Source organism: Acinetobacter sp. ANC_7504 (assembly GCF_056779995.1).
Genome location: NZ_JBWYIZ010000002.1, coordinates 81,549 through 96,674, shown reverse-complemented (window position 1 = coordinate 96,674; position 15,126 = coordinate 81,549). Strand labels below are relative to the sequence as shown.

Annotated in this window: 15 protein-coding genes; 9 read left to right on the top strand and 6 right to left on the bottom strand. The window is 40.3% G+C overall.

Annotation, left to right across the window (positions count from 1 at the left end; all coding sequences use genetic code 11):
- Positions 1–8 precede the first annotated feature (8 nt).
- The 5 genes from urtE to AC1M9F_RS04345 all read left to right on the top strand — a co-directional run bounded on the left by urtE (position 9) and on the right by AC1M9F_RS04345 (position 4,753).
- Positions 9–707: an urea ABC transporter ATP-binding subunit UrtE gene (gene urtE / locus AC1M9F_RS04365; protein ID WP_035264750.1), complete on the top strand. Its 699-nt coding sequence runs from the start codon at positions 9–11 to the stop codon at positions 705–707.
- Positions 708–919: 212 nt separating this feature from the next.
- Positions 920–1,963: an aliphatic amidase gene (locus AC1M9F_RS04360; protein ID WP_481597163.1), complete on the top strand. Its 1,044-nt coding sequence runs from the start codon at positions 920–922 to the stop codon at positions 1,961–1,963.
- A 38-nt stretch (positions 1,964–2,001) separates the two neighbouring features.
- Positions 2,002–3,117: an AAA family ATPase gene (locus AC1M9F_RS04355; RefSeq protein ID WP_481597162.1), complete on the top strand. Its 1,116-nt coding sequence runs from the start codon at positions 2,002–2,004 to the stop codon at positions 3,115–3,117.
- A 39-nt stretch (positions 3,118–3,156) separates the two neighbouring features.
- Entirely contained in the window at positions 3,157–4,335 is a 1,179-nt protein-coding gene (gene fmdA, locus AC1M9F_RS04350; protein WP_092766540.1) for a formamidase, read from the top strand.
- A 121-nt stretch (positions 4,336–4,456) separates the two neighbouring features.
- Positions 4,457–4,753 carry an FmdB family zinc ribbon protein gene (locus AC1M9F_RS04345; RefSeq protein WP_481591968.1) on the top strand — a complete coding sequence of 99 codons (297 nt, stop codon included), beginning with the start codon at positions 4,457–4,459 and terminating at the stop codon, positions 4,751–4,753.
- A gap of 44 nt (positions 4,754–4,797) precedes the next feature.
- On the opposite strand, the gene parE is transcribed toward AC1M9F_RS04345, so the two are convergent.
- Both parE and AC1M9F_RS04335 read right to left on the bottom strand, forming a co-directional pair.
- Positions 4,798–6,678: a DNA topoisomerase IV subunit B gene (gene parE / locus AC1M9F_RS04340; RefSeq protein WP_481597161.1), complete on the bottom strand. Its 1,881-nt coding sequence runs from the start codon at positions 6,676–6,678 to the stop codon at positions 4,798–4,800.
- Positions 6,679–6,692: 14 nt separating this feature from the next.
- A complete protein-coding gene (locus tag AC1M9F_RS04335) occupies positions 6,693–7,277 on the bottom strand; it encodes a YqiA/YcfP family alpha/beta fold hydrolase (RefSeq protein ID WP_481597160.1) in 585 nt (194 codons plus the stop codon).
- Positions 7,278–7,525: 248 nt separating this feature from the next.
- Here AC1M9F_RS04335 and AC1M9F_RS04330 point away from each other — a divergent pair, with 248 nt between their 5' ends.
- A complete protein-coding gene (locus AC1M9F_RS04330; RefSeq protein WP_092766543.1) occupies positions 7,526–8,857 on the top strand; it encodes a PGAP1-like alpha/beta domain-containing protein in 1,332 nt (443 codons plus the stop codon).
- Positions 8,858–8,900: 43 nt separating this feature from the next.
- On the opposite strand, the gene AC1M9F_RS04325 is transcribed toward AC1M9F_RS04330, so the two are convergent.
- Both AC1M9F_RS04325 and gshA read right to left on the bottom strand, forming a co-directional pair.
- On the bottom strand, positions 8,901–9,401 hold the full coding sequence (locus AC1M9F_RS04325) for a disulfide bond formation protein B (RefSeq protein WP_481597159.1): 501 nt from the start codon (positions 9,399–9,401) through the stop codon (positions 8,901–8,903).
- 18 nt (positions 9,402–9,419) lie between these two features.
- Positions 9,420–10,997, bottom strand: a complete 1,578-nt coding sequence (gene gshA, locus AC1M9F_RS04320) for a glutamate--cysteine ligase (protein WP_481597158.1) — start codon at positions 10,995–10,997, stop codon at positions 9,420–9,422.
- A 212-nt stretch (positions 10,998–11,209) separates the two neighbouring features.
- On the opposite strand from gshA, the gene AC1M9F_RS04315 reads away from it, so the two are divergent.
- Genes AC1M9F_RS04315 through AC1M9F_RS04305 form a run of 3 tightly spaced genes read left to right on the top strand, consistent with a single transcriptional unit; the run spans position 11,210 to position 13,684 of the window.
- A complete protein-coding gene (locus AC1M9F_RS04315; RefSeq protein ID WP_035264779.1) occupies positions 11,210–11,749 on the top strand; it encodes a DUF924 family protein in 540 nt (179 codons plus the stop codon).
- A 35-nt stretch (positions 11,750–11,784) separates the two neighbouring features.
- On the top strand, positions 11,785–12,339 hold the full coding sequence (locus tag AC1M9F_RS04310) for a CC0125/CC1285 family lipoprotein (RefSeq protein WP_481597157.1): 555 nt from the start codon (positions 11,785–11,787) through the stop codon (positions 12,337–12,339).
- 37 nt (positions 12,340–12,376) lie between these two features.
- Positions 12,377–13,684 (top strand): DUF445 domain-containing protein, encoded by a 1,308-nt coding sequence (locus AC1M9F_RS04305; protein WP_481597156.1) that lies wholly within the window; start codon positions 12,377–12,379, stop codon positions 13,682–13,684.
- Positions 13,685–13,863: 179 nt separating this feature from the next.
- Here AC1M9F_RS04305 and thrH read toward each other — a convergent pair whose 3' ends face one another.
- Together thrH and AC1M9F_RS04295 are read right to left on the bottom strand one after the other, a co-directional pair.
- Positions 13,864–14,505: a bifunctional phosphoserine phosphatase/homoserine phosphotransferase ThrH gene (thrH, locus tag AC1M9F_RS04300; protein WP_481597155.1), complete on the bottom strand. Its 642-nt coding sequence runs from the start codon at positions 14,503–14,505 to the stop codon at positions 13,864–13,866.
- Between the two features lie 12 nt (positions 14,506–14,517).
- Entirely contained in the window at positions 14,518–15,126 is a 609-nt protein-coding gene (locus AC1M9F_RS04295; RefSeq protein WP_035264787.1) for a LysE family translocator, read from the bottom strand.

The window sequence follows — 15,126 nt, the reverse complement described above, 5'->3', positions numbered from 1 at the left end:
GAGGCCTTATGAGCGGATTATTAGAAATTAGTTCTTTGTGTTCAGGTTATAAACAAAGCCAAGTCATTCATGATCTAGAGCTTAAAATTCAACCCAAAGAAATTGTGGCGATTATGGGTCGAAATGGGATGGGAAAAACCACACTGTTTAAAACCCTTATCGGTGATATTAAAAATACTCAAGGCGAAATCAAGCTCGATGGTAAAAACTTAGAAAAGCTTGACCCGTATCAACGCGTGGAAAATGGTGTTGCCTATGTTCCTCAAGGTCGTATGATTTTCTCAACCATGTCTGTTCTAGAGAATATTCAAACGGGTCTCCCAGCGTCTGCCCATGGCAAAGTACCTGACGATCTGTATGAGCTTTTCCCTGTACTTTGGGATATGCGTAAACGCAAAGGGGGAAATTTATCTGGTGGACAACAGCAACAATTGGCAATTGCACGTGCACTCGCCACTAACCCCAAAGTATTGCTGCTCGATGAACCTACCGAGGGAATCCAGCCCTCGATTATTAAAGATATCGCGAAAACGCTAAAAGAAATTCGCGATCAACGAGACCTCACTATCGTGGTTTCCGAGCAAGTACTGAGCTTTACTATGGCGATGGCAGATCGCTTCTTGGTCATCGATAAAGGCCGTTTTGCTTATGAAGATGTCAGAGCGAATGTCGATGAAGCAACCATTAGCAAATATCTTTCAGTTTAAAGCACGTCATCTCATCAATTCTTAATTTGGCATCTCCCTCGATTTTTCGGGGGATTTTTTTGACCATTTGTTGGAGTGGTATTGTTATTTCGATCTAAAGACTCATTCGAAATATCGCTTCATATACGCAATTCACCGTATTTTGCATCGATCAATTTCACGCGAAACTCCTTACATAGATTTTAATTTTAAAGATATGGGGAGTAAGTTGAATGCGTCACGGTGATATCTCAAGTAGTCCAAATACAGTAGGTGTAGCAGTAGTGAACTATAAAATTCCACGCTTGCGCACCAAAGCAGAAGTACTTGAGAATGCAAAAAAAATTGCTGAAATGTTGAAAGGAATTAAACAAGGTATTCCAGGTATGGATCTCATTGTTTTTCCTGAATACAGCACCATGGGCATTATGTATGATCATGATGAAATGATGGCAACGGCAGCCACAATCCCAGGTGATGAAACGGCAATTTTCTCTCAAGCTTGTATTGAAGCAAATGTTTGGGGCGTATTCTCAATTACTGGGGAACAGCACGAAGAACACCCGCATAAAGTGCCATATAACACCTTAGTGCTCATCAATAACAAAGGTGAAATCGTTCAAAAATATCGCAAGATTATTCCATGGTGCCCAATTGAAGGCTGGTGCCCTGGAGATACGACTTATGTGACAGAGGGCCCTAAAGGCATCAAGATGTCACTCATTATCTGTGACGACGGTAATTACCCTGAAATTTGGCGCGACTGTGCGATGAAAGGTGCTGAACTTGTAGTGCGATGCCAAGGTTATATGTACCCGGCTGATGAGCAGCAAATCAATATGGCCAAATGTATGGCTTGGGCAAATAACGTTTATGTCGCTGTTGCCAATTGTACTGGTTTTGATGGGGTATATACCTACTTTGGACATTCGGCAGTGGTCGGCTTTGACGGACGTACATTAGGTGAATGTGGTACGGAAGAAAATGGTATCCAATACGCACAGTTATCACTCACAGAAATACGTGATGCACGTAAATACGATCAATCACAAAACCACTTGTTCAAGCTGCTACACCGTGGCTATACAGGCGTATACAACAATGGTGATGGTGATAAAGGGGTTGCCGATTGTCCATTCGACTTCTACAAGACATGGGTCTTAGACGCACAAAAAGCACAGGAAAATGTTGAGCAGTTTACGCGTTCAACCATTGGCGTTGCAGAGTGCCCAATTGGCAACTTACCTCACGAAGGGTTAGAGAAAGAAGCTTCTTAAAGAAGCTTCGTCCGACTTGATTTCAGGAGGTTTCGAACATGACATTTGCCAGTGACCGTATACATGCCAATCAGGAAAGTTTGGCAAAACAACGCTATGACATGCAAAGCAAGGAATGTATTGCACGTACTTCCCGATTCAGTTTTGAACCAGATGCCGTGATGACCCATCTACGTGAACATATTATTGGACAAGAAGCCGCACTTGATGAAATTGAAAATATGCTCACCACAGTGAAAGCAGATTTTAACGCAGCTCATCGTCCTTTAAGTGTCACACTGATGTTAGGTCCTACCGGTGTAGGAAAAACTGAAACAGTCCGCCTCATTGCTGAAGCGATACACGGTAAAGCTGATGCATTCTGCCGAATTGATATGAATACATTGGCACAAGAGCATTATGCAGCCGCCCTGACAGGTGCCCCACCAGGCTATGTCGGCTCTAAAGAAGGAAATACTTTATTCGATGAAGCCCTGATTCAAGGGAATTTCTCCAAACCTGGCATTGTTCTCTTTGATGAAATTGAAAAAGCCAGTACTGAAGTCATTCGAGGGCTACTCAATGTGCTTGAAACAGGAACTTTAAAATTAACTGCGGGTACAAAGGTTTTAGACTTTAAAAACTGCATGATTTTTATGACCAGTAATGTAGGTGCCAAAGATGCTCAAAAGCGTCTGAAACAACTCAGTCAATTACCAAAACCACTCCAGAATTTAGCCAAGCATTTGAAATTAGATGACAGTGAAATCACGACAAAAGCACTCGATAAAAAGTTTGATCCTGAGTTTCTAAATCGAATTGAGCGAATCTTACATTATCAGCCAGTTGAATCTGATTTTGCTGCAACCTTAGTCCAACTCGAAATTGACAAAATGAACCAACGTCTAAAAAAGCAAAGTCGAACCATTGCTTTGACCGATGCTGCCATTCGATTCCTGAGTTCAGGACATGATGTTCGATTTGGTGCTCGGGGTTTAAGCCGTCGTTTTAAAGTGTTAGTTGAACCCGCACTCGCGAAAGCTTTTCTAAACAACAAGCACATTAGTGAATTCATCATCGATTACGACAATACGAAGCTTCAAATTCAGATGATTGAGCCTGCAGTGAAACAACTTGATCCGTTACTGATACACGAAGCATCACAACAACACTGAGACCTAAACTTTATTTGACCTCAATACAGGGGATACATTATGCAACATATTAAAATCAAACCAGGAGTTCCACTTGCGGAGCAAGCCGAAATTGGTCACAACCGTTGGCACCCAGACTTACCTTTTCTGACATCAGTAAAACCTGGTGAAGAAATTCTGATTGAAAGTTTGGATTTCCTTGACGCACAAATTAAAGATACTGACGATATTTCTGATGTTAAAAATGTGGATTTAACACGTGCTCATCCTTTAACAGGTCCATTCTATGTTGAAGGTGCAGAACCAGGTGATTTGTTGGTCATTGATCTACTAGACATTCAACCGATTTCTGATGTGGGTTTTTCGGGTGTTTTTGCCAAGGAAAATGGTGGTGGCTTCTTGGCGGACTATTTCCCAGAGGCAGATAAAGCCATTTGGGATTTGAAAGGTTTATTTGCAACTTCACGTCATATCCCTGGTGTACGTATTGCAGGATTAAAACATCCTGGCTTGATGGGAACTCTACCATCACATGATTTACTGAAAGAATGGAATCGCCGTGAAGCATTGCTCGTTCCTAAAGGTCAGGCAAACCCTCCTGATCCACGTACAGCCGTTCTGCGTGGTGTGAAAGGTCCAGAATTTGATCGTATGGCGGCTGAAGCTGCACGCACAGTTCCTCCACGTGAACATGGGGGTAACACAGACATTAAAGACCTTGCTGCAGGAAGCCGTATTTACTTTCCTGTTTATCAAAAAGGTGCTGGCTTCTCAATGGGCGACCTCCACTTCTCACAAGGTGACGGTGAAATTGGTTTCTGTGGTGCGATTGAAATGGATGGCGTTACACGTGTCGGTTTCGATTTAATCAAAGGTGGAATGGAAAAATACAATATTGATTCACCTATCTTTGTTCCAAGCAATGTACGTCCAAATTATGATCAATGGCTGACTTTCGAAGGGATCAGTGTTGAAGATGGTGTAAATCACTATCTCGATGCGACAGTGGCTTACCGCCAAGCATGTTTAAAAGCCATTAAGTATCTTGAAAACTTTGGCTTTACTGGGTCACAAGCCTACATGTTACTTACCGCTGCACCGGTTGAAGGTCGTATCGGAGGTATTGTAGATATTCCAAACTGTGCATGTACCGTCTCACTCCCAACCTCCATTTTTGAACAAAATATCTTGCCGCAAGGTGCTTTAAATGACGATAAATTTTGGGGGCATAAACGCTAATTAGCGCATTATTGTTGTTACAGGTTTCACCATTTTACGGGGTAGCTTGAGTAAGCATGCGAGCTACCTCCTTTTTAACTTTTAAACATGCGCATGCTTAAAAATAAGTAGGAGCACGACCATGCCATTATACGATTTCCGCTGTGATCACTGCGAAGGAATTTTTGAACAACGTGTGCCTATTTCTAGGATTGCAACTGACACCATCGAATGTAAATACTGCCAACAACAAACCTTAGCAAAACCGATGATAACTGGCAGACAACAAATCAACATGAAGACCAAATGGCGCCCAGGGTCAGGCGCAGAACAACTTGCAGGACCTTTAGTCGGCGGTCCAGGTACCAATAAAAATAGTGCGCGCAGTTCAGTGCTACACAATTGTCGTGGTGTGAATTGTTCACTCTGTGAAGTATAAAAAAGCCCGCAGATGCGGGCTTTAATGCTCGTGTCTACGGACAATTAAACGACTAATTCAGCTAAGTTGCCTTTTTGTTCCAACCATTCTTTACGATCACTTGCGCGTTTCTTGGCTAATAATTTATCTAATAAACCTGAAGTAAAATGCACATCATCCAAATCTAGTTGCACCAAACGACGAGTATTGGGATCCAATGTTGTTTCACGGAGCTGACTTGCATTCATCTCACCCAAACCTTTAAATCGTGTGATTTGTGGGGATTTAGTTTTGGCTTTTTTCAATATGCCTTCTAATTCTGCTTCATCAAGCGCGTAATGCACATCTTTACCGTCATCAATACGGAATAAAGGTGGCATCGCAACAAATAAGTGCCCTGCTTCAACTAGACTTGGGAAGTGCTTCACAAATAATGCACATAGCAAAGTCGCAATATGTAATCCATCTGAGTCTGCATCGGCAAGAATACAGATCTTGCCATAGCGAAGTTCAGACAAATCATCAGAACCCGGATCGACTCCTATTGCGATTGCAATATTATGAACCTCTTGAGAAGCAAGTACTTCATCTGAAGAGACTTCCCAAGTGTTTAAAATTTTTCCGCGGATCGGCATAATCGCTTGGAAATTCTTATCACGCGCCTGTTTGGCAGATCCTCCAGCAGAATCACCTTCCACAATAAATAGTTCTGACTCTTCCAAACTATGTCCCACACAATCAGATAATTTGCCTGGTAAAGTTGGACCTGAAACGATTTTTTTGCGCTCAACTTTCTTTGCAGCTTTTAAACGACGTCCCGCTTTTGAAATCGCCATTTCAGCCAATTGCATTGCAATTTCTGAATTTTGATTCAACCATAAGGCAAAAGCATCTTTTGCGATGTTCTGCACAATCCCAGAGGCTTCACGACTTGAAAGACGCTCTTTGGTTTGACCTGAAAATTGTGGCTCTTGAAATTTCAAAGACAGAATATAGTTCACGCCATCCCAAACATCTTCTGCTGAAAGCTTCATATTACGTGGTAAGAGATTACGTAACTCACAGAATTCACGGATCGCATCCGTCACACCTGAACGTAGACCATTCACATGTGTGCCACCTTGCGCCGTTGGAATCAAGTTCACATAAGATTCTTGAATGCTCTCTCCGCCTTCAACATTCCAACAGATCGCAAACTCCGCACTGGCACGTTCCGCGTCACCTGTAGCGACAAATGCAGGCTTAGGGATGATTTCACGATCTTCCAACTCATCCATCAAATAATCGACGAGACCATTTTCAAACTGCCAAGTGATCTTTTCGTCGTTAATTTCATCAACATAATTGATTTGTAAGCCAGCAGCTAATACCGCCTTCGCTTTTAAATTGTGTTTAAGTGCCTTTAATGCGAATTTAGGTGAATCAAAATATTTCGCTTCAGGCCAAAAGTGAACTAAGGTACCCGATGCACGTTTAGGGGCTTTACCTTCCAGAACTTCAAGTGGTGCCGTTGCTTCACCTTGCTCAAAGGCCATTTTGTATAAATTACCTTGGCGCTGAACTTGGACTTCCACACGTGTGGAAAGCGCATTTACAACAGAAATACCAACCCCGTGCAAACCACCAGAGAATTGATAATTATCTGTACTGAATTTCCCACCTGCATGCAGTTTAGTCAGAATAATTTCAATGCCGCTTTGACCATATTCAGGATGAATATCAACTGGCATACCACGCCCGTTATCTTCTACTGACAATGAACCATCTTTATACACAGTCACTGTAATTTTATTCGCGTGTCCTGCCAATGCTTCATCGACCGCATTATCAATGACCTCTTGCGCCAAATGGTTTGGACGTGTGGTATCGGTATACATGCCTGGACGACGGCGTACAGGATCTAAACCAGATAAGACTTCAAGGGATTGGGCCGTATATTGAGACACGTTGAATTGTTTCCTTATTTTAAGCTGTCAGCTAAAAACTGATATACCAAGGGTATTTTATCCGCGAAATCATCCATCGCGTGATTGCCATATGTTTCTGTAATGAGGAACGCTTGATGACCATCGCAATTATAATAACGTTCCGCTTCACGATAATCCAAAACTTCATCACCTTGTTGTAACAAGACCAAGATTTTGTCTGCATCTTGCACAAACGGAACTGCCATATGCTCCAATTGATCAAGCTGAGCTTCATCTAACGACCAATTCGCAGTGACTGGATGAGGAAACTGCGCCGTTGAAAACAAGTTTCTAAATAATTTCCATGGTTGCATAGCGGGATTAATCAGTACAGCTGCGACTCCATGTTTCGCGGCAAGCTGCGTCGCATAAAATCCACCTAAACTGCTCCCAATCAAAACGACATTTGACATAGACTCGATGAGTGTCGAAATCGAAGTAATGACCTGATCAGGCGGCATATTTAAATCAGGCAAATGCACTTGTACATGTTCATGTCTTTCAAAATACTGACGAATCAGTTGCCCTTTAATCGAAAAAGGACTACTTTGAAATCCATGTAGATAGATAATATTCATGAACTGATTAATTGCATTTTCCTCAAAATTGTTCTAATTTTTATTGTGAATCAGATCACATATTTGTTTCTCTTTTGTACGATAACAAATATTGTCAGACAAAAAAATTAGAGCCGATCTGAAATCAAAGTTATCTTAAAAATTGTTCGGGATGAACAACATAAGATAAATACAAGGAATTTTATACAGTGATCATTGCTAAAAATAAAGTGTCTTTAGATGATCATGCACTATCAGGATAAGACTAGATGCCGAGTTTAACGCCACTACATGAAACCTATTGTAAATGGGATCGATCTCCTCCGAGTCAGGCCGATGTGCTTGAAGGTTTGGCACAACTGGTCAGCACTCCAATCAACCTTGCTGTTCAAAATCTCATTCAATCACTTCAACGTGAAGTGCTCTTAACCGTATTTGGTTTAAGTAAAAAAACATCAAAAGAATTTCAAAAAAAAACCTACGTTCGAAAGTTATATCAATTTTCATATGACACGCTTCTAAATTACGGAAATTATTTGGTCGCACCAGCCCTGCGCAAAATCATTGATCAATTTCCGAAACTCCATGATAAACCCCTCACGCCAAAAATGATTTTTTTAGTCAGTGCTCTTAATGGCGTGATTGGCGACTATTTACTCAAAAATCAAAATCCGTTGGCGATTACCAGTAATCTGTATGATCACTATGGAGAGTTACAACAGGGTGACCTGTCAGGTCGTGTCGTGATCTTTTGCCATGGTCTGTGCATGAATCATCTTGATTGGACCAATCGTAACTATGGCGGTATTGGTGAAAAACTGCTTGCACAACGCGACAACAACACCATGCTTTATTTGCATTACAACACTGGTCGCAGAATTTCAGCGAATGGTCGTTCGTTGGCCAATATGCTTGAAGACTTGGTAAAGCGCAATCCACGTATCACCAGCCTTGATTTAATCGGTCACAGTATGGGTGGTTTGGTTTCTCGAAGTGCTTTGTTTTATGGTAAACAAAATCTCCATCAATGGTTTCACATGGCAGAGAATTTGGTCTGCTTAGGTTCTCCACATCACGGTGCGGTTCTAGAACGTATTGGCTTTGCCGTTCAAGAAAAAATTGGACACTTTCCCATCATCAAGTTAGCCAGCCACATTGTGAATATTCGCAGTGATGGTATTTTGGATTTACGCCATGGTAGTGTCCGTGATGATGACTGGGAACACAATCACGCTCGTATTGGCATGATGGATGATAATCGTAAACCTGCACCGCTGCCTTCACATATCAATACATTCTTAGTAGCTGGAACAATTGAGTTTGAAAATCGTAAAAATCGTACACTTAAAGTCATTGGCGATTACTTAGTGAGTGTGCAAAGTGCTTTGGGTGAGCATCCAAATCCGCGATTCCAACTGAAATTGCCAGAATCACATAAAGCGGTGTTCTACGGGCTCAATCATATGGAAATTCAATACCATTCCAGTGTTGCTGAGCAAATCGTTAAATGGTTCTATCCACATCACGATGAATTAGCTGAAGAGCAAATCCGTAAATATTTAATCAAATTAGAAAGCATGGAAGGAATCGTAGAAACCTGACCATCTTCAATAAAAAAGCCAACTATTAGTTGGCTTTTTTATTTTAAGCAGAATACTTTCTGAATAACTGCCAAATCGAGATGATCAACAAAATACTAAAAAATACCAAAGACCACACAGGTAAAGACTGACCTAGGAAAGTCCAGTCTACTACCGCACATTCGCCTGATCCTGACAGCACTTGTTGAAGCACTGTTTTAAGCGGCAAAGCATCTACCAAATAATCTAAACCAGGCCCACAACTTGGCACTTTATCTGGAGGTAAACTCTGCAGCCAGACATGACGTGCAGCAACACCCGCTGACCATAAAATCGATAATGTCCCTAGGAAAGCATATACTCGTTTTAACCCATTACGGACAGGATTGTGTAGAAACGCAATAAAAGAAATCAGCCCCAACCCGATCAGACCTAACCGTTGAAATACACACAATGGACAAGGTTCAAGACCTTGGACATGTTCGAGATACAACGCGAAGGCCATTCCAATCACGCTGGCTATAAACAACAGACCACTCACCATGCGATAATTTTGCCACTGCATATACTTTCCTCAATATTTTTATCGATATGCTTTTAGATATTCTTTAAAGCTTAGACTAGACTCTGCTTCCAACTGTTGTTGCTGTTCAATTGATTGCACTGTGAGTTGTTCAAAATAGGTGACTTTATCCTGAGATAACACATAATTTTGATAATGATCAGCATGTTGATGCGCGAGCACACTACCTAAGCTCCAAGTACCACTATGTTTTACTGTATCATCTACTATTTTCGCAGAGAAGGTTTCATCCACTTCATCTACTCGTGATTGCATAATTTGCATTGCATCAGAATACAACGAGGTCGAGTGAGCTTGATCTAACGTTTCTGCTAAAGGCTGCATCTGTTTGAGATATTGATTTGCCCATGTCTCAATTTCAATTGATTGACCATTTTCAACAATGGCAGCATTTGGTGCACGCCCACGATTCACAACTTCTTGCTGGTTTTGTTCAATCACTTCAAGTTCATCATCTAGCAGTTCAGGACTGTCTTTTAATAAACAATAAAGCGCTAATACCTCAAGGAAGCCTGCAGTATCTTCATTGATACCAATTGGGCTGTATGGATTCACATCTACTGCGCGCAATTCTACATACCCTACACCACGGTTTGCTAATGCATCAGATGGTGTTTCACCAGACTGTGGTACTTGTTTAGGACGTACAAGACTGTAGTACTCGTTTTCAATTTGCAGTACGTGATCATTAATTTGGATCGGCTCACCCGCTTCGTCATCTAATCCCAAACGACTGAAAGCAGCATAAGACGTTTTCACCGCCTTTTGTAAACCTGCTAAATATCCTTTCAAATCATTGTAATGAATACCTAACTCTTTCTGCGCCGAGTTTTGATATCCAAAGCGCCCCATACGCAATGCAGTGGCATATGGCAAATACAATGTTCCCTTAATTAAAGGCAATAAATGATGTTCACGACCCGTCATAAAACAACGACAGACCGATGGGCTTGCACCTATCAAAAACATAACCAATGGGGTTAAACGAATGAAATTTCGAATTAAAGCGAAATATCGATGGCTGCGATAATCCTGCAAACTGAGCTGTTTTAAAGCTTCATCTTGCTCGTTTGCTTGCAACTGCTCAAACAACGCATCAGGGAATGAAACATTGTAATGTACACCTGAAATCGTCTGCATACGACGACCATAACGTACACCTAAACCACGACGGTATAAGGTTTTGAATTTACCAATATTGGACGAGCCATATTGCGCAAGACGAATACTTTCTTCTTCATCATCCAACATACATGGCATCGACATTGGCCATAGCTTTTCACCATCTTCTAGATGTCGATGAGTGAAAGCATGAATATCTTCTAAGTAGCTTAATGCTTCAGGAATTGAAGATTGAGGAGGCGTAATAAACTCAAGTAAGGCTTCAGAATAATCTGTCGTAATATGAGGATGAGTTAACGCAGAGCCTAAACCCTTAGGATGATCTTTCTGGGAGATAAAGCCATCACTTTGCATCCTTAAGCTTTCGCGCTCAATGCCTCGTAACATACCTTTAAACACCGTCGAATCCACCCAATTTGGTAAAATTGTTTCAGAGAGCGCTTCGGGTTGACTCATTACTTACTCGCTTATCTAGAAGAACGACTGAGATAAAAAATTATTGATTTATATCAAGTATACCGTGATTTATATTCGCAAATGCAGTTTGCATATACATTTCAGTTGGATAAACCTTTTATTTTGGCAAATTTTTAACACAATCTTAGTCTTTAAGACATCTGAAATTTGTGATTTTATTGCAGAATAAATGCTAACAAACTGTAAAGAATATGAATTATCACAACGTTATAGATTTTTGGTTCAGTGCTGAAACTCAACCACATTGGTTTGCGAAAAGCGATGCTTTCGATCAACTTATTCAAGCGCAATTTGGTCACACCATCCAACAAGCTGCCGCAGGCGAACTATGGACATGGCGGGAAACTGCTTTAGGACGCTTAGCAGAAATCATTGTCTTGGATCAATTTTCTCGTAATGTTTATCGTGGCAAAGCTGAATCTTTTGCCCAAGATCCATTAGCACTTGGGCTAGCTCAAGAAGCAGTTCGTCTTGGTTTAGATCTCGAACTGGAACCTGAACAACGTAGCTTCTTATATATGCCTTTCATGCATAGCGAATCAAAAATCATTCACACTCAAGCGCTTCGTTTGTTTGAGGCATTAGGCAACCCTGTAAATTTAGACTTTGAGAAAAAGCATCAAGTCATCATTGAACGTTTCGGCCGCTATCCTCATCGTAATGAAATTTTAAATCGTCTCTCTACGCCTGAGGAAATAGAATTCTTAAAACAGCCAAACAGTAGCTTCTAAATTGATATTGACACAACAGACTTCAGGAGAGCGAAATGAAAAACTTATGCATGATTTTGGGATTATCTGGCATGCTCCTGCTGTCTGGTTGTGTCACGACGCCAAGTAAACCGCGTACATTTGATCAGCTTGGGCAATTCGCAACTATTCCCTTGAACCAATCAACGTATCGTATTAGTTTTCAAGGCTCATCCAACATGAGCTATGGTACAGCTGAAGAAATAACCTTACTTAAAGCTGCACAAACAACGGTCAAACAGGGCTTTCATTTTTTTAAAGTCCAAGATGATCCAAGCAATCGCACACAACAACCACCTCGTCAAGCTGTGGTTTATTCCAATCCTTACCCGTATGGTTATGGATATCGTAGACATCCTATGTTCTTTGATCCTTTTTATGATGTGCCACAGGTGGTCAGTTTAGAGCCAGTTCAAGTAGCCTATACCATCACCTGTTTTAAAGATCAAAAAACAGCACCTCAAGATGCTTTTGATGCACGTTTAATTTTACAGGCCTTAGGGTCTAAATATGGTTTAAGTGCTACAGGCGACGTACTGCCTGTACAAACACAGCCTTCTCTATCACAATAAAATAATATTAATACAACAGCTTACATAGGAATTATGCATGAGTGCACCACCAACAATGACTACCCCTAGTCTGGATCGAAGCAAACGATTTGCCATGATCGCACTGGTTGTCGCTGTATTGGCTTGGATATCGCTCATGGTGGCTGCCAAAATTTTTCCAGAATATGTTTGGCTTATTCATATTTTAATGTTGTCTGCTGAAGCAGGTGTGGTTGGTGGTTTAGCAGATTGGTATGCCATTACGGTTTTGTTTCGGAACCCATTCGGCCGTATCCCTATTCCTAAGTTTTTAAAAGATCACACCGAAATTATTCCACGTAACAAAGCGCGTATTGCAGAATCCATGGGACGTTTTGTTCAAGAAAACTTCCTATCGCCACAGATTGTGGCAAAAAGCTTGAGTCAAACAGATGTGAGTTTGGCAGTAGGACAATGGCTAGCCAATCCAGATAACAATCGTCAAGTGACTCAAGTGATTCAACAGACAGTGCCTAAAGTTTTTGAGTTTGTTGGACAAGAACAAGTCGGTAGGTTTATTCAAACTAACAGTGTGCAATGGGTAAAGAACACTCAAATCAATACCCTGGCCAGTGAAATGATTCGTGCCGTATTAGAAAATGACTTCCACCAAGATGTTTTACAACGTGGTCTCGATGTTGCGCACGGTTGGGTGACTTCACATCCTGAACAAACTCGGGAGCTAACCCGCACCCTATTTAAAGAACTCGGAGTGTGGCGTTTAGCCAAAGGCGCAAGTTGGATCGGTATCGATGTTCAACAAAGAACGATTGACTCTTTAATAGAGCGTGTCGAGTCAATGTTGGCAGATCCAGAGCATCCATGGCGTCAAAAAATTGAGAGTATTGCACAGCATTTAATGACTGAACTGGCAAATCCTGAAAGTCAGGCGAGTCTTAAATTAAATGAAACTAAAAATGCATTGTTAGATAGTCCTCAAGTTTTAAATTTTATTACTGGTGCCGTCGTCATTCTGTGCAATGCCATTCGTGAAGATTTGGAGAAAGCAGATTCAGGTATAGCTGAAAATTTACGTGTTGCGATTCAACAAGTCGGTCAAAACATCATTTCCAATCCTGCATTACGCCAATTATTAAATGAAAAAATGAGTTCAATGGCAGTCAATCTCAGTGATCAATACAGCGAAAAAGTCATTTTATTTATCAGTGAACGCATTCACGAATGGGACTCACGAGAAATGATCGATAAAATTGAAAATGAAGTCGGTGGTGACTTACATATGATTCGCGTCAACGGTGTTGTCGTTGGTGCATTTATCGGTTTAGTGTTAGGGATCATCCGAGCAGCAGTTGAATTTTTGATTTAACTTAGAAATGAAATTTAAATTTGGTCGCTGACTAAAATTGAATTCATTATGAATTGACGTCATCAAAAAGCCCATTTCTGCATGAATGGGCTGTATTTATTATTCTTAATCCATTTAAAGAACTAAGCTATCACTAGAGTCATTCCTATCTGCTTCATCTTATATAAACCATAATAATATTATAAGGTTACATAATTTTTTTTACGATTTAAATGTGAAATAATATCTTGATAAGAGTCTACTTTACAAAAATAAGCTGGGGAGTTCTTTCTCACGTCTTCTGAGGGTTGAAATAAAAAACCATAATCAACTAAATGCAACATCGAAAAATCATTGAATGCATCACCGATCGCAATACTATTGGTCATTGAAACGTTTTCTTTTTGGAACTTTACAATAATTTCATGTTTCCCTTTATCTCGTGTATACAGAACATTTTCTATAAATCCATCTGGTCCAATTTCTAAGTGATGACAATATGTATTTTTAACAGGAAGATTTAATTTTTCAAAAAAGGGAAATAAAAACTCATAAAAGCAATCTGAAATAATGTTAACTTCAAAATTTTCAGCCTTTTGCAAATATTCTAAAAACTCCTTAGCATCTGGAATGACATCCAGTTCTTTAATGTCATCGATTAATTGTTTTAAAGGAATTTTATTTTCTTTCAGTAAATTAATTCTAAATTCCATCAGAGACTTATAGTCTGCGACTTCTCGAGTTGTAATCGCCAACTCTGGGATATTGTATACATTTGAAAAGTGTTTCCATATTTCAGGGACAAGAACACCTTCCATATCGATAAAAGCCATCTTTTTCATATTGCTACCCTATTATTGAAATTTAGCAAACAGAAGTGCTATCCCTAGCAGACATAATACAGTTCCAATCACTCTGTTAATCTGTACTTGCTTAGCTAACATTTTCTGTCTTAAAACAATCGATGAAAAAAGCAAAGCCACCAATCCAAACCATAAAAAATGAGCAAAAGACATAAATAGCCCATAACCGACTAGAATCGCTTTCGGCGTACTCACACTGATGATTTGAGTGTATGTACTAATCACAAATAAAGTCGTTTTAGGATTAAGTGCATTGGTGAAAAAGCCATATTTCACTGCTTGAAAAGGATTAATTGCAGCAGTTGATGACGTCTCGACAACCGGACTTTGTACAAAAGTTTTATAACCGATATAGATGAGATAGATGGCTCCAATATACTTCACAATATTTAGAATTTGAGGTGTATACGCCATGACAAATGCGACAGCAATGAGCGTATAAGTCACATGAATCAACACACCTAAAGAAATTCCCAGTGAAGTGAGAACACCTATCCTTCTACCATATAAGTAACTGTTTTTTGTCACGATAGCGAAATCAGCACCAGGACTCACAACAGCGAGTATGGTGATGAGAATAACTGCTATAAACTCACCCAT